Annotated in this window: 24 protein-coding genes; 11 read left to right on the top strand and 13 right to left on the bottom strand. The window is 60.6% G+C overall.

Going from position 1 to position 23,480, the window contains the following annotated elements:
* Positions 1 to 7: 7 nt before the first annotated feature.
* The 5 genes from BLU01_RS12505 to BLU01_RS12480 form a co-directional block, all read right to left on the bottom strand.
* Complete coding sequence (locus BLU01_RS12505; protein WP_092275554.1) at positions 8 to 2,086, bottom strand: diguanylate cyclase; 2,079 nt, start codon at positions 2,084 to 2,086, stop codon at positions 8 to 10.
* A complete protein-coding gene (locus BLU01_RS12500) occupies positions 2,083 to 2,961 on the bottom strand; it encodes an endonuclease/exonuclease/phosphatase family protein (protein ID WP_092275551.1) in 879 nt (292 codons plus the stop codon). Before BLU01_RS12500 ends, BLU01_RS12505 begins: the two co-directional genes overlap by 4 nt.
* 14 nt (positions 2,962 to 2,975) lie before the next feature.
* A complete protein-coding gene (locus BLU01_RS12495) occupies positions 2,976 to 3,617 on the bottom strand; it encodes a thiol:disulfide interchange protein DsbA/DsbL (RefSeq protein WP_092275548.1) in 642 nt (213 codons plus the stop codon).
* Between the two features lie 212 nt (positions 3,618 to 3,829).
* Entirely contained in the window at positions 3,830 to 4,441 is a 612-nt protein-coding gene (locus BLU01_RS12485; protein ID WP_092275541.1) for a c-type cytochrome, read from the bottom strand.
* 46 nt (positions 4,442 to 4,487) lie between these two features.
* Positions 4,488 to 4,778: a c-type cytochrome gene (locus BLU01_RS12480; RefSeq protein WP_008002190.1), complete on the bottom strand. Its 291-nt coding sequence runs from the start codon at positions 4,776 to 4,778 to the stop codon at positions 4,488 to 4,490.
* Positions 4,779 to 4,969: 191 nt separating this feature from the next.
* On the opposite strand from BLU01_RS12480, the gene yihA reads away from it, so the two are divergent.
* Positions 4,970 to 5,611, top strand: a complete 642-nt coding sequence (gene yihA, locus BLU01_RS12475) for a ribosome biogenesis GTP-binding protein YihA/YsxC (RefSeq protein ID WP_092275538.1) — start codon at positions 4,970 to 4,972, stop codon at positions 5,609 to 5,611.
* Positions 5,612 to 5,921: 310 nt separating this feature from the next.
* Here yihA and polA read toward each other — a convergent pair whose 3' ends face one another.
* Positions 5,922 to 8,699: a DNA polymerase I gene (gene polA, locus BLU01_RS12470; RefSeq protein WP_092275535.1), complete on the bottom strand. Its 2,778-nt coding sequence runs from the start codon at positions 8,697 to 8,699 to the stop codon at positions 5,922 to 5,924.
* A gap of 74 nt (positions 8,700 to 8,773) precedes the next feature.
* On the opposite strand from polA, the gene BLU01_RS12465 reads away from it, so the two are divergent.
* Together BLU01_RS12465 and BLU01_RS12460 are read left to right on the top strand one after the other, a co-directional pair.
* Positions 8,774 to 9,070: a DUF2782 domain-containing protein gene (locus tag BLU01_RS12465; protein WP_092275532.1), complete on the top strand. Its 297-nt coding sequence runs from the start codon at positions 8,774 to 8,776 to the stop codon at positions 9,068 to 9,070.
* A 60-nt stretch (positions 9,071 to 9,130) separates the two neighbouring features.
* Complete coding sequence (locus BLU01_RS12460) at positions 9,131 to 10,081, top strand: homoserine kinase (RefSeq protein ID WP_092275529.1); 951 nt, start codon at positions 9,131 to 9,133, stop codon at positions 10,079 to 10,081.
* Positions 10,082 to 10,232: 151 nt separating this feature from the next.
* Here BLU01_RS12460 and znuA read toward each other — a convergent pair whose 3' ends face one another.
* On the bottom strand, positions 10,233 to 11,162 hold the full coding sequence (gene znuA / locus BLU01_RS12455; RefSeq protein ID WP_092281592.1) for a zinc ABC transporter substrate-binding protein ZnuA: 930 nt from the start codon (positions 11,160 to 11,162) through the stop codon (positions 10,233 to 10,235).
* Between the two features lie 66 nt (positions 11,163 to 11,228).
* Between znuA and zur the strand changes: the two genes are divergently transcribed.
* The 4 genes from zur to BLU01_RS12435 are packed head-to-tail and all read left to right on the top strand — an operon-like array spanning position 11,229 to position 14,031.
* On the top strand, positions 11,229 to 11,711 hold the full coding sequence (gene zur / locus BLU01_RS12450) for a zinc uptake transcriptional repressor Zur (protein ID WP_092275526.1): 483 nt from the start codon (positions 11,229 to 11,231) through the stop codon (positions 11,709 to 11,711).
* On the top strand, positions 11,711 to 12,496 hold the full coding sequence (gene znuC / locus BLU01_RS12445; protein WP_092275523.1) for a zinc ABC transporter ATP-binding protein ZnuC: 786 nt from the start codon (positions 11,711 to 11,713) through the stop codon (positions 12,494 to 12,496). Before zur ends, znuC begins: the two co-directional genes overlap by 1 nt.
* Positions 12,489 to 13,277, top strand: coding sequence for a zinc ABC transporter permease subunit ZnuB (znuB, locus tag BLU01_RS12440; RefSeq protein ID WP_092275520.1), 789 nt, complete (start codon positions 12,489 to 12,491; stop codon positions 13,275 to 13,277). Before znuC ends, znuB begins: the two co-directional genes overlap by 8 nt.
* A gap of 37 nt (positions 13,278 to 13,314) precedes the next feature.
* Complete coding sequence (locus BLU01_RS12435; protein WP_092275517.1) at positions 13,315 to 14,031, top strand: PA5502 family lipoprotein; 717 nt, start codon at positions 13,315 to 13,317, stop codon at positions 14,029 to 14,031.
* Positions 14,032 to 14,145: 114 nt separating this feature from the next.
* Here BLU01_RS12435 and katE read toward each other — a convergent pair whose 3' ends face one another.
* Entirely contained in the window at positions 14,146 to 16,284 is a 2,139-nt protein-coding gene (gene katE, locus BLU01_RS12430; protein WP_092275514.1) for a catalase HPII, read from the bottom strand.
* Positions 16,285 to 16,546: 262 nt separating this feature from the next.
* Here katE and BLU01_RS12425 point away from each other — a divergent pair, with 262 nt between their 5' ends.
* The 3 genes from BLU01_RS12425 (at position 16,547) to BLU01_RS12415 (ending at position 19,091) form a co-directional block, all read left to right on the top strand.
* Positions 16,547 to 17,554, top strand: coding sequence for a methionine ABC transporter ATP-binding protein (locus BLU01_RS12425; RefSeq protein WP_092275511.1), 1,008 nt, complete (start codon positions 16,547 to 16,549; stop codon positions 17,552 to 17,554).
* Positions 17,554 to 18,228, top strand: coding sequence for a methionine ABC transporter permease (locus tag BLU01_RS12420; RefSeq protein WP_092275508.1), 675 nt, complete (start codon positions 17,554 to 17,556; stop codon positions 18,226 to 18,228). Before BLU01_RS12425 ends, BLU01_RS12420 begins: the two co-directional genes overlap by 1 nt.
* An 89-nt stretch (positions 18,229 to 18,317) precedes the next feature.
* Positions 18,318 to 19,091 (top strand): MetQ/NlpA family ABC transporter substrate-binding protein, encoded by a 774-nt coding sequence (locus BLU01_RS12415; protein WP_092275505.1) that lies wholly within the window; start codon positions 18,318 to 18,320, stop codon positions 19,089 to 19,091.
* 149 nt (positions 19,092 to 19,240) lie between these two features.
* On the opposite strand, the gene BLU01_RS12410 is transcribed toward BLU01_RS12415, so the two are convergent.
* The 5 genes from BLU01_RS12410 to BLU01_RS12390 are packed head-to-tail and all read right to left on the bottom strand — an operon-like array spanning position 19,241 to position 23,166.
* Complete coding sequence (locus tag BLU01_RS12410; protein ID WP_092275502.1) at positions 19,241 to 19,876, bottom strand: SCO family protein; 636 nt, start codon at positions 19,874 to 19,876, stop codon at positions 19,241 to 19,243.
* Between the two features lie 13 nt (positions 19,877 to 19,889).
* On the bottom strand, positions 19,890 to 20,789 hold the full coding sequence (gene cyoE / locus BLU01_RS12405) for a heme o synthase (protein WP_092275499.1): 900 nt from the start codon (positions 20,787 to 20,789) through the stop codon (positions 19,890 to 19,892).
* Positions 20,777 to 21,856: a COX15/CtaA family protein gene (locus tag BLU01_RS12400; protein ID WP_092275496.1), complete on the bottom strand. Its 1,080-nt coding sequence runs from the start codon at positions 21,854 to 21,856 to the stop codon at positions 20,777 to 20,779. Before BLU01_RS12400 ends, cyoE begins: the two co-directional genes overlap by 13 nt.
* A gap of 10 nt (positions 21,857 to 21,866) precedes the next feature.
* Positions 21,867 to 22,460, bottom strand: coding sequence for a hypothetical protein (locus BLU01_RS12395; RefSeq protein ID WP_092275493.1), 594 nt, complete (start codon positions 22,458 to 22,460; stop codon positions 21,867 to 21,869).
* Positions 22,426 to 23,166, bottom strand: a complete 741-nt coding sequence (locus tag BLU01_RS12390; RefSeq protein ID WP_092281590.1) for an SURF1 family protein — start codon at positions 23,164 to 23,166, stop codon at positions 22,426 to 22,428. Before BLU01_RS12390 ends, BLU01_RS12395 begins: the two co-directional genes overlap by 35 nt.
* A gap of 70 nt (positions 23,167 to 23,236) precedes the next feature.
* Here BLU01_RS12390 and BLU01_RS12385 point away from each other — a divergent pair, with 70 nt between their 5' ends.
* On the top strand, positions 23,237 to 23,446 hold the full coding sequence (locus BLU01_RS12385; protein WP_092275490.1) for a twin transmembrane helix small protein: 210 nt from the start codon (positions 23,237 to 23,239) through the stop codon (positions 23,444 to 23,446).
* The last annotated feature ends 34 nt before the right edge of the window (positions 23,447 to 23,480 follow it).

The raw sequence follows: 23,480 nt of genomic DNA, 5'->3' as shown, positions 1-23,480 counted from the left end.
TTGGCTTTCAGGCCAATTCCACCCGGTTTCGCCCTGCATGTTTGGCTCGATATAACGCCTGATCGGCTCTTTTAAGCACCATATCGCTGTGTTCTCCGGGTTTGAACGCCGCCAGTCCCATGGACACGGTGATCGTCACGCGTTCGCCCTTGAAGTGGAAAGGGCAGGCCTCGATCGCCGCGCGCAGGGTTTCCAGCAGTTTCGCCCCGACGGCCGGCACGGTGGCAGGCATCAGCAGCACAAATTCTTCGCCACCAAATCGAGCGATGAAGTCCGAGCCGCGCAGGCGTTTGCGCAACACGCTGGCGATGATCTTCAGCACTTTGTCGCCGGCGAGGTGGCCGTAGTTATCGTTGATCCGTTTGAAATGGTCGAGATCGAGCATGGCCAGCATCAGCGTGTTGCCGTGTTGCTGCCACTCGCTGATCTCCTGTTCCAGCCGTTCGCTCCAGGCTGCGCGGTTTGGCAGGCCGGTCAGCGGATCGATCAGGGCTTTCTGGCGTTGTTCTTCAAGGTGCTCGCGATAGCCCATGGCTTCCTGCTCCATGTGCGCGACCCGTTCGGCCAGGCTGTGCAGGCGCGCGGCGACTTCCTGTTCACGTTCGTCGCGTTGCTTTTGGTGCTGGTCCATGGTCCCGAGCAAGCCTTCGAGATGGTTTTCGAGGACGTGCTTGAGGTCGTCGAGATCGGCGGCGTCCTGCATGCTGGTTTGCAGACCGTCGACCTGCTCGCGGATTTGCGTGTCCATCTCGCGCGCGGCGGAGCGGTTGTCCGCGTGCCCGGCGCTGGCGGCTTGCAGGTTGCTCTGGAACGACTCGAGACGTTCATTGAGCTGCTGCAAGTACGCTTCAAACTCATGCTGGCCGCTGTCGGTGATCGCCAGCATCAACGTCGCCAGATCGTCGAGGATCGGCAGCAGTTCGTACCAGTTCAAACCATTCTTCAGGCGTTCGCGCATGGCCTCGGCTTGCGGGCGATGGCGTTCCGGTAGGGTCAGATCATCAAGCAAGCCGAGCAGCGTTTGTTCGATGTGCGTGGCGACCGAGCTGTAGGACGGCTCGGGTGAGTCCGGTAGCGCGTAGAGAATGTCTTGCTCGGGGTGTTCCGGATCGATGGCCGCCAGTGCCTGGGCCATGACGGCGGGCAAGGGCAGGGTGTCGAGGAATATTGGCGTTTCGGGAGGCGGCGCCGGGATCAGTTCATCTGGATTGAAGAGGGGTTGGGCGGGCGGCTCGGGCGCGATGACTTGCGCTTGCGGTGGTTCGGGGGCGGATTGCGCGATGGGGGCGCTTTCGACTTGCGGCTCCAGTACCGGTGGGGCGAATGCCACGACTTCCGGGAGCGGTGCTGCATGAACGGGTGTTTCAGGGACTGGTGCTTGCGGAATGGGTGTTTCAATAGCCGGTTGCTCAATTACCGGTGCAATGGCTTGCGGCGCGACCGGTGCTGGTTTTTCAACCTGGGCAATTGGCGCCTCGACCACTGGCGCGGGCGCTGGTTGTATCGGTGCCTGCACTGCCTGCACTGCCGGCGCAACGTCTTGTGCTGCCGATTCCTCTGCCTCGCGGCTACCAAACAACCGCTGCAACAAACCCGGACGCCCAGGTTCGGTGGGGTTTTCCAGTTGGTGCAGGGCTTTGCCTTGCAGGCCGCTCAGTTCGCTGAGCAGCAAGGGAATCTCACGGGCCTGGCCGACGCGTCCATCGAGTTGTTTGGCGAAGGCCTTGAGCGGTTTGCTGACTTCTCGCGGCAATGGCAATGCCTGCAACTGCGAGACCAGCGCATTCAGCGCAGCGCTGACTTGATCGACCCGGGTTTCGCGGCGCTGCTCGGAGTCGAGCACGGCTTTTTCCAGGCGTGGCAGAAGGGCGGCGAGGCCTGCGTCCATGTCATCGGTGCGCACCACCTCGCGCATTTCCTTCATGCACAAGTCGACAGCGCGGTCGGTACCCTCGGCAGCCAATGTGCTGCGCACCAGCCCACGGCGCAACAGGTCGAGTCGGGCGTCCCAGCGACGCTCGAGTTTTTCCTGTTGTTCGATGCTCTTGAGGTATTTCTCTTTCCAGCGCTGTGCTTCGTCGCTCATTCATCGGGTCCGCGAGGGTCAGGTCTCAACGCGGGTAATGAATCGGCCGTGAGCGAACCCGGCAAACGAATCTCTACCGCGACGGGCAGGTGATCGGAAATCGGTTGTGCCAGCACTTCGACTCTTTCAAGGGTCAGGGTCGGGCTTAGCAGGATGTGGTCCAGGCAGCGTTGCGGACGCCAGCTGGGGAAGGTCGCTTCGAGTTGCGGCGCCAACAGGCCGAGGTCACGCAGCGGTGAGTTTTGCAGCAAGTCGCTGGCGTGGGTGTTCATGTCGCCCATCAGAATCTGGTGTTTGTAGCCGCCGATCAATTCGCGGATATAGGCCAATTGCATGCTGCGGGTACGAGCGCCGAGCGCCAGGTGCATCATCACCACAATCAGCGCTTCCGGACCTTCGCCAAAGCGCACCAGAATTGCCCCGCGACCCTTGGGCCCCGGCAGCGGATGATCTTCAATCGCCCACGGGCGCAGGCGGCTGAGCACGCCATTGCTGTGCTGGCCGAGGCGACCGAGGTTGCGATTGAGTTGTTGATACCAGTACGGGAAGGCCCCGAGCTGGGCCAGGTGTTCGACTTGATTGACGTAGCCTGAACGCAGGCTGCCGCCATCGGCTTCCTGCAAGGCGACCAGATCGAAGTCGCCGAGCAGATTGCCGATCTTTTGCAGGTTGTCGGCACGCCCGGTGTGCGGCAACAGGTGTTGCCAGCCACGGGTCAGGTAGTGCCGATACCGCTCGGTACTGATGCCGACCTGGATATTGAAGCTGAGCAAACGCAGACGACTGTCTGCGGGCAAGCCCGTTGATTCCAGATGATGCGTATTGACCCGCGGCTCGTGCAGGCCAACAACGCGTTCAGTACCCCAGCGGCGCATGGCGAGGCCCGGCCTTAGTTGGCGGCAGCCTTGGTAGCCGCTCGCTCTTGGTCGACCAGTTTATCGGCCAGTTTCAGAGCGTTTTCGGCACCGCCGGCGGAGCCGACGTCAAAGCGGTACTTGCCGTTGACGATCAGCGTTGGAACGCCGCTGATTTCGTATTTCTTCGCCAATTCTTTCGCTTTGGTCATCTGACCTTTGATTGCGAAGGAATTGAAGGTCGCGAGGAACTTGTCCTTGTCGATGCCCTGAGTGGCGAGGAATTCTGCCATTTCTTCAGGCGTGACCAATTTTTTGTGTTGTTTCTGGATCGCTTCGAACACGGCGGCGTGAACCTTGTGCTCGACACCCATGCTTTGCAGGGTCAGGAACATTTGACCGTGGGCATCCCATGGGCCGCCAAACAGGGCAGGAATGCGCACGAAGTTCACGTCGGAAGGCAGTTTCTCAACCCATGGATTGATCACCGGTTCAAAAGCATAGCAATGCGGGCAGCCATACCAGAACAGCTCCACGACTTCGATCTTGCCAGGGACCGCAACCGGAACAGCGTTGGTCAGTTCGACGTAAGGTGCGGCGGGTGCTTCAGCGGCTTGAGCAGTCACGCCGAACAGGCTGGCAGCGACGAGTGCGGCGCTGATGATCAGATTACGCATGCTTTACTCCTGGACAAATGAGGTCGCCTCGCGCGACCTGTTTTCAGACAGGCCATGGCGGGCTTGAGTTCTGTAGTGTAACGGCAGCGGCCACAAAAAAGGGCGGCCAAAGCCACCCTTTTTATGCTTGCAGCGTCGGATTAATCGAGCGTTAACGTTGCAGGGGATGTCCGTCCCCTGCAATGCTCGATCCGCAACGCCTGAGCCAGCGCTTAGTGCAGACCCTGAATGTAGCTGGAGACGGCGGCGATATCTTCGTCGCTCAGCCGTTTGGCGATGGTCTGCATGGTTTTGGTATCGCCGTCGTTGGCGCGGCCACCTTCTTCCTTGCGGAAATCGGTCAGCTGCTTGGCGATGTATTGAGCGTGCTGGCCACCCAGATGCGGGAAACCGGCGGCGGCGTTGCCCGAGCCGTTTGGCGAGTGGCAACCGGTACAGGCCGGCAGGCCCTTGGCCAGGTCGCCACCACGGAACAACGCTTCACCGCGAGCCACGACTTTCGGGTCGGCGGCGCCGACGCTGCCTTTCTGGCTGGCGAAGTAGGCGGCGATATCGGCCAGGTCCTGATCGCTCAGGTTGGTCAGCAGGCCGGTCATTTCCAGTACCGTGCGCTTGCCGGACTTGATGTCGTGCAACTGCTTGTTCAGATAACGCTCGCCCTGACCTGCCAGTTTCGGAAAGTTTGGCGCCATGCTGTTGCCATCCGGGCCATGACAGGCGCCACAGACTGCGGCTTTCGCCTGGCCAGCTGTTGCGTCACCTGCAGCATGGGCTACGCCGGAGATCCCCACGGTCAACAGCAGACTCACGATCAATTTGTTCATCAGCTAATCCAACTACGGCTAAGGGTTAAAGAGTTATGGGCCGGGCTTACTCGCTCATCCAAAGGATGATGGCTTGGTAATCCTCGGCACTGCAGTCCATGCACAAACCACGCGGCGGCATCGCCTTGAAACCCTGGGTCACGTGTTGCACCAGCGTCTCCATACCTTTCGCCAACCTCGGCGTCCAAGCTTCCTGATCGCCCTTTTTCGGCGCCATCGGGAGTTGGCCGGAATGACAGGCTCCACAAACACGGTTGTACACAGCTTCCGGATCCTGTGTAGCCTGAGCGCTGTAAAGCGGCATCAAGACACCGGCAGCTAGCAGCCATTTCGTCATAAAACGACCTTTTCAGGGTAGAGAGCGTTCTGCGTTCTAATGCGCAATCAAGGTCAATCGCTCTCGTGAACTTCATCCTACGCTGGGACAAAGCGCACACAAAATCTGCGGCATTATATACTGGCGCTACTGAAACGGAAACGACACCGCTTGCCGCGTCCATTCCCGGCGCCGCCCACATCGGAAATCCCATGCAACTCAAGAACCCCATCCTTGGCCTGTGCCAACAGTCCACCTTCATGCTCAGCGCTGCCAAAGTCGACCAATGCCCGGACGACGAAGGCTTTGAAGTCGCCTTCGCCGGTCGTTCCAACGCCGGTAAATCCAGCGCGCTGAACACTTTGACTCACGCCAGCCTGGCGCGGACCTCGAAAACTCCAGGTCGCACGCAACTCTTGAACTTCTTCAAGCTAGACGATGATCGTCGTCTGGTCGACCTTCCGGGTTACGGTTACGCGAAAGTACCGATCCCGTTGAAGCTGCACTGGCAGCGTCACCTGGAAGCTTATCTGGGTGGTCGCGAGAGTTTGAAAGGTCTGATCCTGATGATGGACATCCGTCATCCAATGACCGATTTCGACCTGCTGATGCTCGATTGGGCAGTCGCCAGCGGCATGCCGATGCACATTCTGCTGACCAAGGCTGACAAGCTGACCTACGGCGCAGCGAAAAATGTCCTGCTCAAGGTTCAGGCCGATATCCGTAAAGGTTGGGGCGATACCATCACCATCCAGCTGTTCTCCGCGCCGAAACGCCTGGGCCTGGAAGACGCCTACACTGTACTGGCGGGCTGGATGGAATTGGCGGACAAGGGCGCCGAGATTGCCGAGTAAGGCTTTCTCGCGGGCAAAAAAAACCCCGGACTTCGTATGGGGAGGGGGAAGTTCCGGGGTTCAAGTTCTGGACCGTTAGGGCGGGGTCCAGATATCTGCCAACACTTAACACAACATAGGAGCATCGAAGGGCTTCACCAGCCATTCAGAATCTCTGAGTGGCAATTTGGCAGATTAGTTCAGAATTTTTTTCAATGCCTTTGGAATAACCGGACACACTTTTTGAGCTAAGCCCCATTTAACGAGCGCCCTTCGATGACCTTTCTGCCGCGGCACTATGCCGCAGCAGAAATCCCCCTGTTCAAACGGCTCAGTGAGCCTCATCCCAGTTATTGCCGACTCCGACTTCGACCAGCAGTGGCACGTCCAGCTTCACCGCGTCGCTCATGTGCGCGCGGATCTCGTCGCGCACCTGATCCACCAGGTCTTCGCGCACCTCAAGCACCAATTCATCGTGCACTTGCAGGATTACCTTGGCGTCCAGGCCCGAGGCCGTCAGCCAGTTATCCACCGCCACCATGGCTTTCTTGATGATATCCGCCGCAGTGCCTTGCATCGGCGCATTGATCGCCGTGCGCTCGGCGCCTTTGCGCAGCGACGGGTTCTTCGCGTTGATGTCCGGCAGGTATAGACGCCGACCGAAAATGGTTTCGACGAAACCCTGCTCGGCTGCCTGATTGCGCGTGCGCTCCATGTACGCCAGCACACCCGGATAACGCGCGAAATAACGGTCGATGTACGCTTGGGACTGCTTGCGATCGACGCCAATCTGCTTGGCCAGGCCAAACGCGCTCATGCCGTAGATCAGGCCGAAGTTGATCGCTTTGGCGCTGCGCCGCTGGTCGGTGGTGACATCGGCCAGCTCAACGCCAAACACTTCCGCCGCCGTGGCTTTGTGCACGTCCAGGTCGTTGCGGAAGGCGTGCAGCAAGCCTTCGTCCTTGGCCAGGTGCGCCATGATTCGCAGTTCAATTTGCGAATAGTCCGCCGCCAGCAGTTTGTAGCCTTTCGGTGCGACGAACGCCTGACGAATCCGCCGACCTTCGGCGGTTCGGATCGGGATGTTCTGCAGGTTCGGATCGCTGGACGACAAACGCCCGGTGGCCGCCACGGCTTGATGATACGAAGTGTGCACGCGCTGGGTGCGCGCGTTGATCTGCTCAGGCAAGCGGTCGGTGTAGGTGCTTTTCAGCTTGCTCATCGAGCGGTAGTGCATCAGCACTTTTGGCAGCTGGAAATCCTGCTCGGCCAATTCCGCGAGCACGGCTTCAGCGGTCGATGCCTGGCCCTTGGCGGTTTTGCTGAGGATCGGCAGGCCCAGTTTGTCGTACAGAATCGCGCCCAGTTGCTTCGGCGAACCGAGGTTGAATTCTTCACCGGCGAGGACATAAGCCTCGCGCTCCAGCTCGACCATTTTCTTCCCGAGCTCAATGCTCTGGATGCCCAGCAGGTCGGCATCGACCAGCGCACCCTGGCGCTCGATCCGCGCCAGCACCGGCACCAGCGGCATTTCGATGTCGCTGAGGACTTTGCTCAAACTCGGGATCGCGTTGAGTTTGGCTTGCAGGGTCTGGTGCAGACGCAGCGTGATGTCGGCATCTTCGGCGGCGTACGGCCCGGCCAGCTCCAACGGAATCTGATCGAAGGTCAGCTGCTTCGCGCCTTTGCCGGCGATGTCGGTGAACCCGGTGGTGGTGTGATTCAGGTACTTGAGCGCCAGGCTGTCCATGTCGTGGCGGGTCGCGGTGGAATCCAGCACGTAGGATTCGAGCATGGTGTCGAAGGCGATGCCTTGCACGCTGATGCCACAGCTCTGATCGCCGCCGATTGCGCAGTTGGCGAGGATGTTCATGTCGAACTTGGCGTGCTGGCCGACCTTGAGTTTGCTTGGGTCTTCAAGGACCGGTTTCAGCGCGCGCAACACCGTGTCGCGATCCAACTGTTCCGGCGCGCCCATGTAGGAATGCGTCAGCGGAATGTAGGCCGCTTCGTAGGCCTGGACGGCAAACGACAACCCGACCAATTGCGCTTTTTGCGCGTCGATGCCGGTGGTTTCGGTGTCGAAGGCGAACAGTTTGGCGTCTTGCAGCTTCTTCAGCCAAAGGTCGAAATCGGCCTGGGTGAGAATGGTCGTGTAGTTGATTTCGGCAGCGGCGGCGGCAGGTTCTTCCAGCGCAACCGGCGCGGCGACTTGCTGGCCGGAGCGCTTGGCGTCGCGCTGGTTGTCTTCGAACCAGCTCTTGAACTCCAGCAGCGTGTACAGCTCGGCGAGTTTGTCGTGATCCGGTTCGCCCATTTGCAGGTCATCGAGGCCGATGTCGAGCGGCACATCGATCTTGATGGTTGCCAGACGATAGGAGAGAAACGCCATCTCCTTGTGCTCTTCAAGCTTGGCGGCCAAGGTTTTGGCGCCGCGAATCGGCAGGGTCGGGACGATGTCGAGCTGCGCGTAGAGCTCGGTCAGGCCGCCGTTGACCCCGACCAGCAGGCCGGAAGCGGTTTTCGGGCCGATGCCCGGAACGCCCGGAATGTTGTCGGACGAATCGCCCATCAGCGCCAGATAATCGATGATCTGCTCGGGAGCGACGCCGAATTTCTCCTTCACGCCCTCCACGTCCAGCGCGCTACCGGTCATGGTGTTGACCAAGGTAATGTGCCCGTCGACCAGTTGCGCCATGTCCTTGTCGCCAGTGGAAATCACCACCGGGCGGTCGGCGGCCGCGCTGCTGCGGGCCAGCGTGCCGATCACGTCATCGGCCTCGACGCCTTCGACGCACAGCAACGGGAAACCGAGGGCCATCACGCTTTGGTGCAGCGGCTCGATTTGCACGCGCATGTCGTCGGGCATGCTTGGGCGGTTGGCCTTGTATTCGGCGAACATTTCGTCACGAAACGTCCCGCCCTTGGCGTCGAAAACCACCGCGAACGGGCTTTCCGGGTACTGCTTGCGCAGACTCTTGAGCATGTTCAGCACACCTTTGACCGCGCCGGTTGGCAGGCCTCGGGAGGTGGTCAGCGGTGGCAGCGCGTGAAAGGCGCGATAGAGGTAAGAAGAACCGTCCACCAGGACGAGGGGGGCTTGGCTCATGAGCACGATCAACCTTTTCGGCGGGTCCGGCGCTAGAATAGCGGGACCATTGACGACAAAGGGACAAGGTTATCATGCGCACACTAAATCGCCTGTTGCTGGCTGGGTTGTTTGCGACCGTTCCGCTGGCCGTTATGGCGGCGGATGATGCGCCGACCTCGGAGCCGGAAGTTACCATCAGCACACACACGGAAGGTGACAAGGTCATTCAGGAATACAAGAAAGGTGGGTTTACCTACGCCATCAAGGTGACGCCGAGCGTTGGCAAACCGTATTTCCTGGTGCGCGCGGACGGCACGGACGCGAACTACATCCGTTCGGACCAGCCGGATATGCTGATTCCCGCGTGGGAAATCTTTACCTGGAAGTAGTTTCTTAACTTTAATCGGCGCCGTTTTGATAGCGGCGCCCGAACTGAGCAGTTTTTAACCATGTCTGTGTTTACTCCCCTGGCTCGGCCCGAGCTGGAAACCTTTCTCGCCCCATACGGGCTCGGCCGCCTGCTTGATTTCCAGGGGATTGCCGCCGGTAGCGAAAACACCAATTTCTTTATCAGTCTGGAGCAGGGCGAGTTTGTCCTGACCCTGGTAGAGCGCGGTCCGGTTCAGGAAATGCCGTTTTTCATTGAATTGCTCGACGTGCTGCACGACGCCGACCTGCCAGTGCCGTATGCGCTGCGCACCAAGGACGGCGTGGCGTTGCGCGAACTGGCCGGCAAACCGGCGTTGCTCCAGCCGCGCCTGGCCGGCAAACACATCAAGCAAGCCAATGCCCAGCATTGCGCGCAGGTCGGCGAGTTGCTCGGCCATCTGCACTTGGCGACTCAGGCCAACATGGTCAAGCGCAAGACCGATCGCGGCCTCGACTGGATGCTGGAGGAGGGCACGCAACTGCTCTCGCACCTGAACGCCGAGCAAAGCGATCTGCTGCAACGAGCGTTGGAAGAAATCACCGAGAAAAAACAGAAAATTCTCGCACTGCCACGCGCCAACATCCACGCCGACCTGTTCCGCGACAATGCGATGTTTGAAGGCACGCACCTGACCGGCTTGATCGACTTCTACAATGCCTGTTCCGGGCCGATGTTGTACGACGTGGCGATTGCCTTGAACGACTGGTGTTCGGACGACGATGGGGTGATCGACGGGCCGCGTGCCCGAGCCCTGTTGGGCGCTTATGCGGGGTTGCGCCCGTTCACGGCAGCGGAAGCCGAGTTGTGGGCGACCATGCTGCGTGTGGCGTGCGTGCGCTTCTGGCTGTCGCGGTTGATTGCTGCAGAGTCGTTTGCCGGGCAGGACGTGTTGATTCACGATCCGCTGGAGTTCCAGCAGCGCTTGGCGCAACGGCAGAAAATCAGTACACCGTTGCCTTTCGCGCTTTAAAAGCTTCGCGGGCAAGCCTCGCTCCTAGAGGAAATTGCACCATCCCTGTAGGAGCAAGGCTTGCCCGCGATAGCGCCGGTTCAGTCAGCATTGATGCTGGATGTGATGCCGCCATCGCGAGCAAGCTCGCTCCCACAGGTTGCAGATCGGGTTACAACGCCTCCAGGCACCCGGCCAGGTCATTGCCCAATTTCTCCAACACCTGTTCATAACCCTGAGCAGTCGCGGGTGTGTAACCGCCCAGCGCATCCAGTTCGGCCAGTTTCACCGGCAAACCCGCCACCAGGGTTTCCGCCAGTCGCGGCCGCAACGGCGGTTCACTGAACACGCAGGTCTTGCCGACTTCCTGCAAACGCGTGCGCATCGCCGCCACATGCTGGGCGCCGGGCTGCACTTCCGCGGCAACGCTGAACACGCCCGCATGCTTGAGCCCGTAAGCGTCTTCGAAATAATCGAACGCTTCGTGGAACACAAAATAAGGTTTGCCCGAGATACCCGCCAGCCGTGCCTTCAGGCGCTGGTCGAGCGCATCCAGCCGCTCATCGAAGGCCTTGAGGTTGCTCTGATAACGTGGCGCGTTGGCCGGATCGGCAGCGCTCAAGTCTGCGGCCATTTTCGTCGCGATCACCCGTGCGTTGACTGGCGAGAGCCACAAATGCGCGTCCAGCGTGCCGGGACGATGATCGTGGTCATGTTCGTCGGGCTGCTCGGCTTCTTCGGCGTGGGAATGGCTGTCTTCGGCGAAGTGCCGCAGTTTCAGCCCCGGCAGATCCTGCACGGCGACGCTTGGCGATGTGCGACTTTTCAGCACGCGCGGCAGGAAACCTTCCATGTCCGGACCGATCCAGTACAGCAGATCGACCGATTGCACCTTCCGTACGTCGGACGGGCGCAGCGCGTAGTTATGTGGCGAGGCGCCCGGTGGCAGCAACACTTCCGGGACCGCCACACCGTCCTGCACGGCAGCGGCAATCAGCTGTAGCGGCTTGATGCTGGTGAGCACGTTGACCTCGGCGTGAGCCGAACTCATCAGCAGGAAAGTTGTGAAAAATGCGACATACATTGAAAAAAGTCGGGACACGATGACCACTCGAAGAGGCGAGAACGGGTAACATAATAACGTCTCTCACAAAAATCGTCGCCGCTCATGCCTATTACACCGATTGCCAGCCGTCCCCATGACCACTCTCATTGCGTGCACAGCGCATTGACCGAGGCCGATGCCTTGTGCGCCCGTCAAGGCTTGCGCCTGACCCAATTGCGCCGGCGGGTGCTGGAACTGGTGTGGCAAAGCCACAAACCGCTGGGCGCCTACGACATTCTGGCGGTGCTCAGCGAGCAGGACGGCCGCCGCGCCGCGCCGCCGACTGTGTACCGCGCGCTGGATTTCCTCCTGGAAAACGGCCTGGTGCACCGCATCTCCTCGCTCAACGCCTTCGTCGGCTGCAATCACCCGGAGCACGCGCACCAGGGCCAGTTCCTGATTTGCCGCGAATGCCACGCCGCCATCGAGCTCGAACAAAAATCCATCAGCGACGCGATTGTCTTCAGCGCCAAAGACGTTGGATTTATCGTCGAGGCCCAGACTGTTGAAGTGGTCGGGCTCTGCTCGGGTTGCCAGGGGGCTTGATGAGCAACGCGCTGATCCGTCTTGAGCAAGTGGCCGTGACGTTTGCCGGGCAAAACGTGCTGGAAAGCATCGACCTCAGCGTCGAGCCCGGGCAAATCGTCACCCTGATCGGCCCGAATGGCGCCGGCAAAACCACGCTGGTGCGCGCCGTGCTCGGTTTGTTGAAGCCGGACAGCGGCACCGTTTGGCGTAAACCGAAACTGCGCGTCGGTTACATGCCGCAAAAACTTCACGTCGATCCGACCTTGCCGCTTTCGGTGCTGCGCTTCCTGCGGCTGGTGCCGGGCGTTGACCGTGCGCGAGCATTGGCGGCGCTCAAGGAAGTCGGTGCCGAACAGGTGATCGACAGCCCGGTACAAAGTGTTTCCGGCGGCGAAATGCAGCGCGTTTTGCTTGCTCGCGCGTTGTTGCGCGAGCCGCAATTGCTGGTGCTCGACGAGCCGGTGCAGGGCGTCGATGTCGCTGGCCAAGCCGAGCTGTACAGCCTGATCACCCGCCTGCGCGACCGCCATGGTTGCGGCGTATTGATGGTTTCCCACGATTTACATTTGGTGATGAGCACCACCGATCAAGTGGTTTGCCTGAACCGCCACGTCTGCTGCTCCGGGCACCCGGAACAGGTCAGCAGCGATCCGGCGTTCGTCGAGCTGTTCGGCAAAAACGCGCAGAGCCTGGCGATTTATCACCACCACCACGACCACGCCCATGACCTGCATGGCTCCGTGGTCGCCGCCGCCCCGTCGGCACAACCTCACGTTCATGGAGATGGCTGCAAGCATGGCTGATTTTCTGCTTTACGCCCTGCTTGCAGGTCTGGCCCTGGCAGTGGTCGCGGGCCCGCTGGGTTCGTTTGTGGTGTGGCGGCGCATGGCCTACTTCGGCGACACCTTGTCCCACGCCGCGTTGCTCGGCGTGGCGCTGGGCTTTTTGCTGGATGTCAGCCCGACCGTGGCGGTCACCGTTGGCTGCCTGCTGCTGGCGGTGTTGCTGGTGACGTTGCAACAGCGCCAGCCGCTGGCGTCCGACACGCTGTTGGGAATTCTCGCGCCGAGCACGCTCTCGTTGGGCCTGGTGGTACTAAGCTTCATGCACGAAGTGCGGATCGACCTGATGGCGTATCTGTTCGGCGACCTGCTGGCGATCAGCCCGACCGATCTGGCGTGGATCCTCGGCGGCAGCGCGGCGGTGCTGGCGTTGCTGGTGACGTTGTGGCGGCCACTGCTGGCGATCACCGTGCACGAAGAATTGGCCAGGGTCGAAGGGTTGCCGGTGGCGGCGTTGCGCCTGACCCTGATGTTGCTGATCGCCGTGGTCATCGCCGTGGCAATGAAAATCGTCGGTGTGTTGCTGATTACGTCACTGTTGATCATCCCGGCGGCTGCGGCACAGCGTCACGCCCGCTCGCCCGAGCAGATGGCACTGGGCGCGAGCCTGCTGGGCATGCTTGCGGTGTGTGGCGGGCTGGCGTTGTCATGGTTCAAGGACACCCCGGCGGGCCCATCGATTGTGGTGGCGGCCGCCGCGCTGTTTCTGCTGAGTTTTGTCCTGCCCCGTCGAGGGGTGTAGACTTGCTCGTTTTTTGCGCAAATAGAGAGTCGCAGGAATGAAGCCGTTCGCCTCCCGTTATCTGCTCCTTGTCGCATTTTCTCTGCTGCTCGGCGCTTGCCAAAGTACGCCACCGGCAGCCACTCAGGCTCCCGACGGTCGGGCTGCGGCGATTGCACAGCTTGAACAAAACCTGGCCAGCAGCGAGCTGGCCACCGCTGAAGATCAACTGGCAACCTTGCAGGCCCAGTCGCCTGACGATCCAACGCTGGTGCAATACCAACGGCAATTGGCCGAAGCCTATCTGCAACGCAGCCAAATCGTGTTGCAGAAAGGTGATGTCAACGCCGCCGCCACTGCGCTCAGCCGTGCGCGGGCGCTGATGCCGAAAGCGCCGGCGCTGACCGGTGGCGTCAACAATGCCATCGTCAATGCGCGCAAGGCTGAGCTGGACAAGGCCGAAGCTGCGTTGCTGGCGGCTGAAGCCCGGCCAAAAGCCAAAGTGATTGATCCGGCGGCGGAAAGCACCACGGTCGCGTTGAACCTCACCGATATGAGCAAACTTCGTCATCAACTGGATGCGATTGCCTTCGATGTGGTGAATTACGACTGTGCGGTGGTTATCCAGGCACCGCGCACGCAGGATTACCCATGGCTGGCCACATTGCTGACCAAACGGGTGAAGAAACTCGATTCGGGTTTTGAGCTGAAATTGCACAAACAGATCGTGCGCCACGTCCCGGCGCAGGTGGTTTTGAGCCCGCGTAAGCCTTGAAAACCTTGTAAGACCTTAAAAGCATCGCGAGCAAGCTCGCTCCCACATTTGGAATGCATTTCCAATGTGGGAGCGAGCTTGCTCGCGATAGCGTCCTAACTATCGAGACAAACCTTAAGCCGGGATCGCCTTGGCTTTAGGCTCGCGATCCCAAACCCGATGCTGTCCAATCGCCGCGAAGAACGGCTTGATCAGCGTCTTGTCGGTACCGACGATCAACCCCGCATCAGCCTCCAGCTTCAGCACGTCCAGCAACTGCTTGGCTTCGCCGTGCAGCGCGATTGCCTTCAGGTGCTTGTACGCTTCGAGCACGTAATGCAGGGCCACGCCGTCACCGCTCAACGCTTTGATCGACGCCGCGCCACCCGGCACGAACACCGCATCGAAAGCGACGGACGGCAAGCCTTCCATCGACGCATCGACGGGCAGCGATTTGCCGTCAGCAGTGGTCACGGGTGCCGAAGTCGGGCCGAGCAACTTAGCGTGTGCGCCTTCAGCCGCCAGCGCCGCTTTCATTGCATCAATCGCTTTGCCGTCGACGCCGTTCGCCGCCAGGATCGCGACTTTACGAGTCTTGATGTTTTCCGGCAGCAGGTTGGCCTGGCTCAGCGCTGGCGAACGATCCAGCGACGTTTTCGGCACGTCTACGGTGCCAGCCTTCGGTGCTGGCAGACCCAGGTTTGCCGCGACGCGCGCAGCCAGTTCCAGATCGATGTTGGCGAGGATCTCATTGACCTGACGCTCACGAATCCACAACCGCTCAACCTTGCCCAGCTCGAAGCTGTACGCGGCGATGATGTGTTCCTGCTCGTGCTTGCTCATGCTGTTGAAGAACAAGCGCGCCTGCGAGAAGTGATCACCGAACGACTCGCTGCGCTGACGAATCTTGTTCGCGTCGATGCGTTCCGGGTAAGTCTCGAAGCCACCGTCCTGCGCGGCGGGCGGAGTTTCTTTCGGCCAGCCACCGTCAATCGAGTTCGGCTCGTAGGAGGCGCGGCCCTTGTCGATGGTCATGCGGTGAATGCCATCGCGCTGACCATTGTGGTACGGCGCTACCGGACGGTTGATCGGGATTTCGTGGAAGTTCGGCCCGCCGAGTCGGCTGATCTGCGTGTCGGTGTAGGAAAACAGCCGACCTTGCAGCAGCGGATCGTTGGAGAAGTCGATGCCAGGAACGATGTGGCCGGGGCAGAACGCGACTTGCTCGGTTTCGGCGAAGAAGTTGTCCGGGTTACGGTTCAGGGTCATTTTGCCCAGTGGCGTAATCGGCACGATTTCTTCAGGAATGATCTTGGTCGGGTCGAGCAGGTCGAAATCGAAGTCGTGTTCGTTTTCTTCCTCGACGATCTGCACGCCCAATTCCCATTCCGGGTAGTCGCCCATCTCGATCGATTCCCACAGGTCACGACGATGGTAATCGGTGTCTTTACCGGCGAGTTTCTGCGCTTCATCCCACACCAGCGAGCAGGTGCCGGCGGTTGGGCGCCAGTGGAACTTGACGAAGCGCGACTTGCCTTCGGCATTCACCAGACGGAACGTGTGCACGCCGAAACCTTGCATGCTGCGCAAGCTTTTCGGGATCGCGCGGTCGGACATCGCCCAGATCACCATGTGCGCCGATTCAGGCTGCAGCGAGACGAAGTCCCAAAAGGTATCGTGCGCCGAGCCGCCGGTAGGGATTTCGTTGTGCGGCTCCGGTTTCACCGCGTGGACGAAATCGGGAAACTTGATTGCGTCCTGGATGAAGAACACCGGCATGTTGTTGCCGACCAGGTCGAAGTTGCCTTCGTCGGTGAAGAACTTCACGGCAAACCCGCGCACGTCACGCACGGTATCGCCCGAGCCGCGTGGCCCCTGCACCGTGGAGAAACGCACGAATACCGGGGTTTGTTTGCCCGGATCCTGCAGGAAACCGGCCTTGGTCAGCGCGGCATGGTTCTCGTAAGTCTGGAAGAAACCGTGAGCGCCAGTGCCGCGCGCATGGACGATGCGCTCCGGGATGCGTTCGTGGTCAAAGTGCGTGATTTTCTCACGCATGATGAAGTCTTCCAGCAGCGACGGCCCGCGGGCGCCGACTTTCAGGGTGTTCTGGTTGTCCGACACCTTGACGCCCTGGTTGGTGCGCAGGGCTTGTTCGGTGGCGTCGGAGCGGAATTTTTCCAGGCTTTCGAGCTTGGTATTGGTGTTGCCACGGTCCAGGGTGTCAGTCCCGGCCAGTGCGCTTTTGGGGGCGACAGGTTTCTTGGTACTCATCAGTCGTAAACTCCTCGTTGCGATCTCGTCCTAGCCGGACTTGTGAGCAATTTTCCAGGCACGGCACCTGGCGGTAATTACGTTGCTTAAATAGTGACTAATGAGGTTTTCAGCCGTTCCTTTTTTATGACCTTTGATCGCGTTATTGCCAAATCAAAGGTTGCATGCCGAATAAATGCTAATACCCTCTATACGGACAGGCTAAAATGCGCGCCCGGCTAAACGCTGACCCTTTTCCAACGCGCCCCACAAGGTTCGCTACGTGATCGAGTTTCAAAACGTCCATAAGACTTACCGCGTCGCCGGTAAGGACATTCCCGCCCTGCATCCGACCAGTCTGACGATTGAGAACGGTCAGGTCTTCGGCCTGATCGGCCATTCTGGCGCGGGAAAAAGTACCCTGCTGCGTCTGATCAATCGCCTGGAGGAATCCAGTGGCGGCAAGATCTTCGTCGATGGCGAAGAAGTCACCGCGCTCGATGCCAGCAGCCTGCGGCGCTTCCGCCAGCAGGTCGGGATGATCTTCCAGCACTTCAACCTGCTGGCCTCCAAGACTGTCGCCGACAACGTGGCGCTGCCGCTGACCCTTGCCGGTGAGCTGTCGCGCAGTGAAATCGACCAGCGCGTCGCGGAACTGCTGGCGCGGGTGGGTTTGTCCGACCACGCCAAAAAGTATCCGGCGCAATTGTCCGGTGGCCAGAAGCAGCGTGTCGGCATTGCCCGCGCCCTGGCGACCAAGCCGAAAATCCTCCTGTGTGACGAAGCCACCAGCGCGCTGGACCCGCAGACCACTGCGTCGGTCCTGCAATTGCTCGCCGAGATCAACCGCGAGCTGAAGCTGACCATCGTGCTGATCACCCACGAAATGGACGTGATCCGCCGCGTTTGCGATCAGGTCGCGGTGATGGACGCCGGGGTGATCGTCGAGCAAGGCTCAGTGGCCGATGTGTTCCTGCATCCCAAGCACCCGACCACCAAGCGCTTCGTCCAGGAAGACGAGCAGATCGACGAAAGCGAACAGCGTGATGATTTTGCTCACGTGCCGGGGCGTATCGTGCGTCTGACGTTCCAGGGCGAAGCGACCTACGCGCCATTGCTCGGCACCGTCGCGCGGGAAACCGGCGTCGACTACAGCATCCTTGCCGGTCGCATCGATCGCATCAAAGACACGCCGTACGGCCAACTGACCCTGGCGGTCACCGGCGGCGACATGGAGGCGGCGTTTGCCCGCTTCACCGCAGCTGACGTCCACATGGAGGTGCTGCGCTGATGGAGGCCCTGATGAGTTTCTTCGCCAATATCGACTGGTTCGAAATCTGGCTCGCTACCGGCGACACCCTGCTGATGCTCGGCGGTTCGCTGCTGTTCACGATTTTGCTCGGCCTGCCGCTGGGCGTGCTGTTGTTCCTGTGCAGCCCGCGCCAGTTGTTGGAATCGCGCGGCGTTTATGCGGTGCTGTCGCTGGTGGTGAACATTCTGCGTTCGCTGCCGTTCATCATTCTGCTGATCGTGATGATCCCGTTCACCGTGTTGATCACCGGCACTTCGCTCGGCGTCGCCGGCGCGATCCCGCCATTGGTGGTGGGCGCCACGCCGTTCTTCGGGCGTCTGGTGGAAACCGCGTTGCGCGAAGTCGATCGCGGCATCATCGAAGCGACCCAGGCGATGGGCGCGACGACCAAGCAGATCATCATCAATGCGTTGCTGCCGGAAGCCCGTCCGGGCATCTATGCAGCGATTACGGTGACGGCGATTACACTGGTTTCCTACACGGCAATGGCCGGTGTGGTCGGCGCCGGTGGTTTGGGTGACCTGGCGATCCGTTTCGGCTACCAGCGTTTCCAGACCGATGTGATGATCGTCACCGTCGTGCTGTTACTGGTGCTGGTGCAAGTGCTGCAAATGGTTGGCGACAAACTGGTCGTACACTTTTCCAGAAAATAAATGTTTCGCGTAGCCCGGCGCTGAGCCGGCCATTCGCTGGCAGGCGCCAAACGGGCGCCTCATGCGGGTAAACACAAGGAGTTAGCTGAATGAAAAAACTACTCGTCGCATTGGCCGCTGTTGCGGCGTTCTCCGCCCAGGCTGATGAAACCCTGACCGTCGCCGCGTCGCCGGTGCCACATGCGGAAATTCTCGAATTCGTGAAGCCGACCCTGGCCAAAGAAGGCGTGACCCTGAACGTCAAGGTGTTCACCGACTACATCCAGCCGAACGTGCAGGTTGCCGAAAAACGTCTGGACGCCAACTTCTTCCAGCACCAGCCGTACCTGGATGAGTTCAACAAGGCGCGCACTACCAATCTGGTTGCTGTGGCCGGCGTGCATCTGGAACCGCTGGGCGCGTACTCGAGCAAGTACAAAGCCCTGGCCGAATTGCCGGGCGGTGCCAACGTGGTGATTCCGAACGACGCTACCAATGGCGGTCGTGCGTTGTTGCTGCTGCAGAAGGCTGGGCTGATCACGCTGAAGGATCCAACCAGCATTCTGTCGACGGTCAAGGACATCGCACAGAATCCGAAGGACCTGAAAATCCGTGAACTGGAAGCCGCGACCATTCCGCGTGTGCTGACTCAGGTTGACCTGGCGCTGATCAACACCAACTACGCGCTGGAAGCCAAGCTTGATCCGTCCAAGGACGCGCTGGTGATCGAAGGCAACGACTCGCCTTACGTGAACATCCTCGTCGCGCGCCCGGACGACAAGGACAGCGACGCGATGAAGAAACTCGTCGCCGCGCTGCACAGCCCGGAAGTCAAAGCGTTCATTCTCGAGAAGTACAAAGGCGCGGTATTGCCGGCGTTCTGATCTTGTCCGCTGGACTGAAAGGGGCGCATTCGATGCGCCCCTTTTTTATGCCTGAAACACCGGCCTTGTAGAAGCCAGGCTTGCCGGCGAAGGCGTCAGTGAAATCGCCTTCGCCGGCAAGCCTGGCTCCTACAGGGAGGTGTGGTGATTCATTTGCGCTTGAGCATCACCGGCAATTGCGCGATCAGTTTGGCGTTGTTCAGCGGTGCGCGGATGAACCCGCGTTGCGTGCCGTCCGGGCCGATGACCGCGAGGTTACCGCTGTGGTCGACTGTGTAATTGGGCTTGCTGGTGTCCGCCGGAATAAACGGAATGCTCACCGCGTTCGCCAGTTTCTGAATGTCTTCGACCGACGACGCGGTCAAACCCTGAAACTGCGGATCGAAATAACCCAAATATTGTTTCAGCTGCTTCGGCGAATCGCGGTTCGGGTCGACGCTGACCAGAATCACCTGCAACCTCGCCGCTGCTTCCGGCGGCAACTCACTCTTGATCTGCCGCAGCTGCGCGAGGGTGGTCGGGCAGATGTCCGGGCAGAAGGTGTAACCGAAGAACAGCAGACTCCACTTGTCTTTCAGCTCATTGACCGCGACCGGTTTGCCATCCTGATCGGTCATCGTCACGTCTGGCAGATTGCGGCTTTGCGGCAACAGGATGATCCCGGCGTCGATCAACGCAGTCGGGTCGCCCTGACCTTTGCCGGACAGCACTTTGTTGACGGTCAGGCCCAGAATCAACGCAATCAGGGCAACGAGGATAAAGACGGTTTTCTGAGTTCGAGTCATAGGTTCATTTTGGTCAAAGATTTAACAGCAGGTAGTGGTCTACGAGCAGCGCGATAAACAGCAGGAACAAGTACCAAATAGAGTACTTGAACGTATTGATCGCCGCGTGCGGCCGAGTGCCACGGTACAGCACCACGGCCCATTGCAGAAACCTCGCGCCCAGCACCAGCGCACAAACCAGGTAAAGCACGCCGCTCATGTGAATCACGTAAGGCATCAGGCTGACGGCCAGCAGTGCGAAGGTGTAAAGCAGGATGTGGATTTTGGTGTAGTGCTCGCCGTGGGTCACCGGCAACATCGGGATATCTGCCTTGGCGTATTCCTCTTTGCGATGAATCGCCAACGCCCAGAAGTGCGGCGGGGTCCAGGCAAAAATGATCAGCACCAGCAGCAATGGCTCAGCGCTGACATGCCCGGTGGCCGCGACCCAACCGAGCAGCGGCGGGGCAGCGCCGGCCAGTCCGCCGATGACGATATTCTGCGGCGTCGCGCGTTTGAGGAAACCGGTGTAGACCACCGCGTAACCGAGCAACGAAGCGAGGGTCAGCCACGCGGTCAGCGGGTTGGTGAAGGCCAGCAGCAGGGCTTGCCCGAGCGCCGCCAGCACCAGCGCAAAGGTCAGCGCCGCCGTCGGCGACACCCTGCCCTCGGCCAGTGGCCGCTTGTGGGTCCGCGCCATCACCGCATCAATGCGCCGATCCACCACATGATTAACCGCCGCCGCGCCGCCGGCACACAGCGCGATCCCCAGGTTGCCAAACACCAGCACCGTCCACGGCACTCCGGCGCGGGTCGCGAGGAACATCCCGACCAGCGAGGTTATCAGCATCAGCACCACCACTTTCGGTTTGGTCAGCTCCAGATAATCGCGCCAGATCGCCTGACTGTGACGTTCGCCGATCAGAGTCGCCATGGCATTTCTCCTTTTATTGTTATGGGCCCGGCGGAATGTTTACGCGGGCTGAAACGCCAGCGCGCAGGGGATTGCTGCTTGACCCGAACCAGACTGGTCCGCGCGTGATAATTGACCAGCACCAACGTCAGCAACAGCGCCGCGCCGCCAGCGTTATGGGCGACGGCGACCGGCAGCGGCAAGTGAAACAGCACGTTGCTGATGCCCAGGGTGATTTGCGCGGCGAGGGCGATCAGTACCAGGCCGGCGAGGCGGGTCATGCCGACCACTTTCAATTGCCACGCGAGCCCGAGCAGCACCAGCGTCACCATGAGCGCGCCGATACGATGGGTCAGGTGAATCGCCGTGCGTGCGTCGCTGTCCAGTTGGCCACCGAGGTAATTGGGGCCGATGTGCTGGGTGAGGTGAAAGCCGTTGGCGAAATCGGCGGGCGGCAGCCATTGGCCGTGGCAGGTCGGGAAGTCGATGCACGCCACCGCTGCATAGTTGGAGCTGACCCAGCCACCGAGGGCGATTTGCCCGATCACCAGCAGCAAACCGGCAGTGGCCCAGTACTGCAAACGTCGCGGCACAGTCAGCGCCGGCAATACGCCGGACAATCGCAACGTCAGCAAAAACAACAAACTCAAGGTCGCAAAACCGCCGAGCAAATGCCCGGTGACCACTTGCGGCCAGAGCTTGAGCGTCACCGTCCACATACCGAACGCCGCTTGCGCAATCACCACCGCCAAGAGGAACAGCGGCAACTTCACCGGTTGCCCCGGATGCCGACGATGCACCCAGGCGCGCCCGGCCAACACCGCGATCAGCAACCCGAGCGTGCCGGCGAAATAGCGGTGAATCATCTCGTTCCAGCCTTTGTGGGCCTCGACCGGGGTGTCGGGGAAATGCAATTCGGCATGCGCCAGTTGGGCTTCGCTTTTCGGCACGCTGATAAACCCGTAGCAGCCCGGCCAGTCCGGGCAGCCGAGGCCGGCGTGGGTCAGGCGCGTGTAGGCGCCGAGCAACACCACAATCAGTGCCAGCAACGTGGCAAACAGCGCGAGGCGAAATCCAGGTTTGGCCATGACGATGCCCTTATCCGATGTTCGACAGTTTCAGCAAATGCCGCAGATCGTTGAGCAAATCCTTGCCCTTGACCGCCGGGTCGTAGCGCAGCACCAGATTGCCGTGCGGGTCGATGATCCACAGCTGCGGCGCGGTGTTGTCGCCCGTGGTCTTTTTGAACGTGGTCAGGTCCATGGGGTAGCGTTGCAGCTGCGGATATTCACGATTGAGCTTGGCCTCGTAATCGCTGCCCAGCGGTTGCGCAGCCGCCAATGCGTGGCTGGCGCGGGACGCTTCGCGGCCGAGGCCGATCTGGATCTGCCGCGCCAGATACACCAGTTGCTGACAGTCCACCGAACAATCCTTCGGCGCGGTCACCAGCATTTGCCAACGCTGCTCCTGGGCCTGCACGCCGAGGTCGGCGCGGGTCTGGCCGTTGCCGATCAGTTCGCCGTGATAGCTGCGCCCGTCCGGCACCCAGAACTGCAATTTGTACATGCCGGTGGCGAGGATCATCGGGCCGATCACCCCCAACACGATCAGCAGCAGTTGCAAACGCCCCTTGCGCCGACTGGCCGGGGTTTTCGCCTCAGACATGCTGGGTGGATTCATGGCCGCTCCCATGGTGTTTCTCCTTTGCGTTGTGCCAGCCGAGGTAGATAAAGAGGCCGAGCAGGGCGATCGCCATGGCGAACCACTGCACGGCGTAAGCGATGTGTTTTTCTGCGCCCATGGCGACTATCGGCCAATCGGCCTGATACGAAGCGGGGCCGTTTTCGAGGCGTAATTCGTAAGCGAAACCGTCGCGCTCGAGCGCCGTCCACAGCCGCGCCGGTTCGACCGCGGTCACCAGTTGCGGCCAAGCCGTGGCGCTCGGGTCGGCGTGCAACTGGAACGTCGCGCCGGGCGCCACATAGACCCACGCCTCGACGCTCAACGGCTGTTTCGGCGTGGTGAATTGCGGCGGCGTGCGCCGATCCGGCCACGGCAGCCAGCCGCGATTGACCAGCAGCCACAACCCGCTCGCCTGATCCTGAAACGGTTGCAGCAACTCGACGCCGACCTTGCCGTCGCGCTGACGGTTGTCCAGCAACACGCTGTGCTCGGGGTCGAATTGGCCGTGCAGGCGCACGCGGCGAAACGCCGGCTCCTGGGTGTTTTGCAGCTCGGTGCTGGCCATCGGCTCGGCGCTGCGGCGTTCGGCATAACTGTTGAGCAGCGCGCTTTTCTCCGCGCCCCGGCTCAACTGCCAGAACCCCAGTGACACCAGCATCGGCAACAGCAGCGCGACCACCAGGGTCGGCACGATGCCCGGCCGGAAGCGCTTCATGGCGTGGCCAGAAAGTCGCTGGACGCGATAGCTATACTCATGTGCATTCGCCTTCCCCCGGAGTCTTCCCATGCTCAAAGCAGCCATCGTCCTGATGCTGATTGCCACGGTTGTCAGCCTGTTCAGCGGCCTGTTTTTTCTGGTCAAGGACGACAGCAGCTCAAACCGCCTGGTCATTGCCTTGAGCGTTCGCGTGGCCCTGGCCGCCACCACCGTCGGCCTGATCGCCTGGGGTTTTTACAGCGGCCAATTGGTTGCCCACGTTCCGTGGGAGCTATAAGCGCCAAGCTTCAAGCTTCAAGCTCGGCGCTGCT

This window comes from Pseudomonas prosekii (assembly GCF_900105155.1).
GTDB classification, from domain to species: Bacteria; Pseudomonadota; Gammaproteobacteria; order Pseudomonadales; family Pseudomonadaceae; genus Aquipseudomonas; species Aquipseudomonas prosekii.
This window is presented reverse-complemented; position numbering and strand designations above follow the sequence as displayed.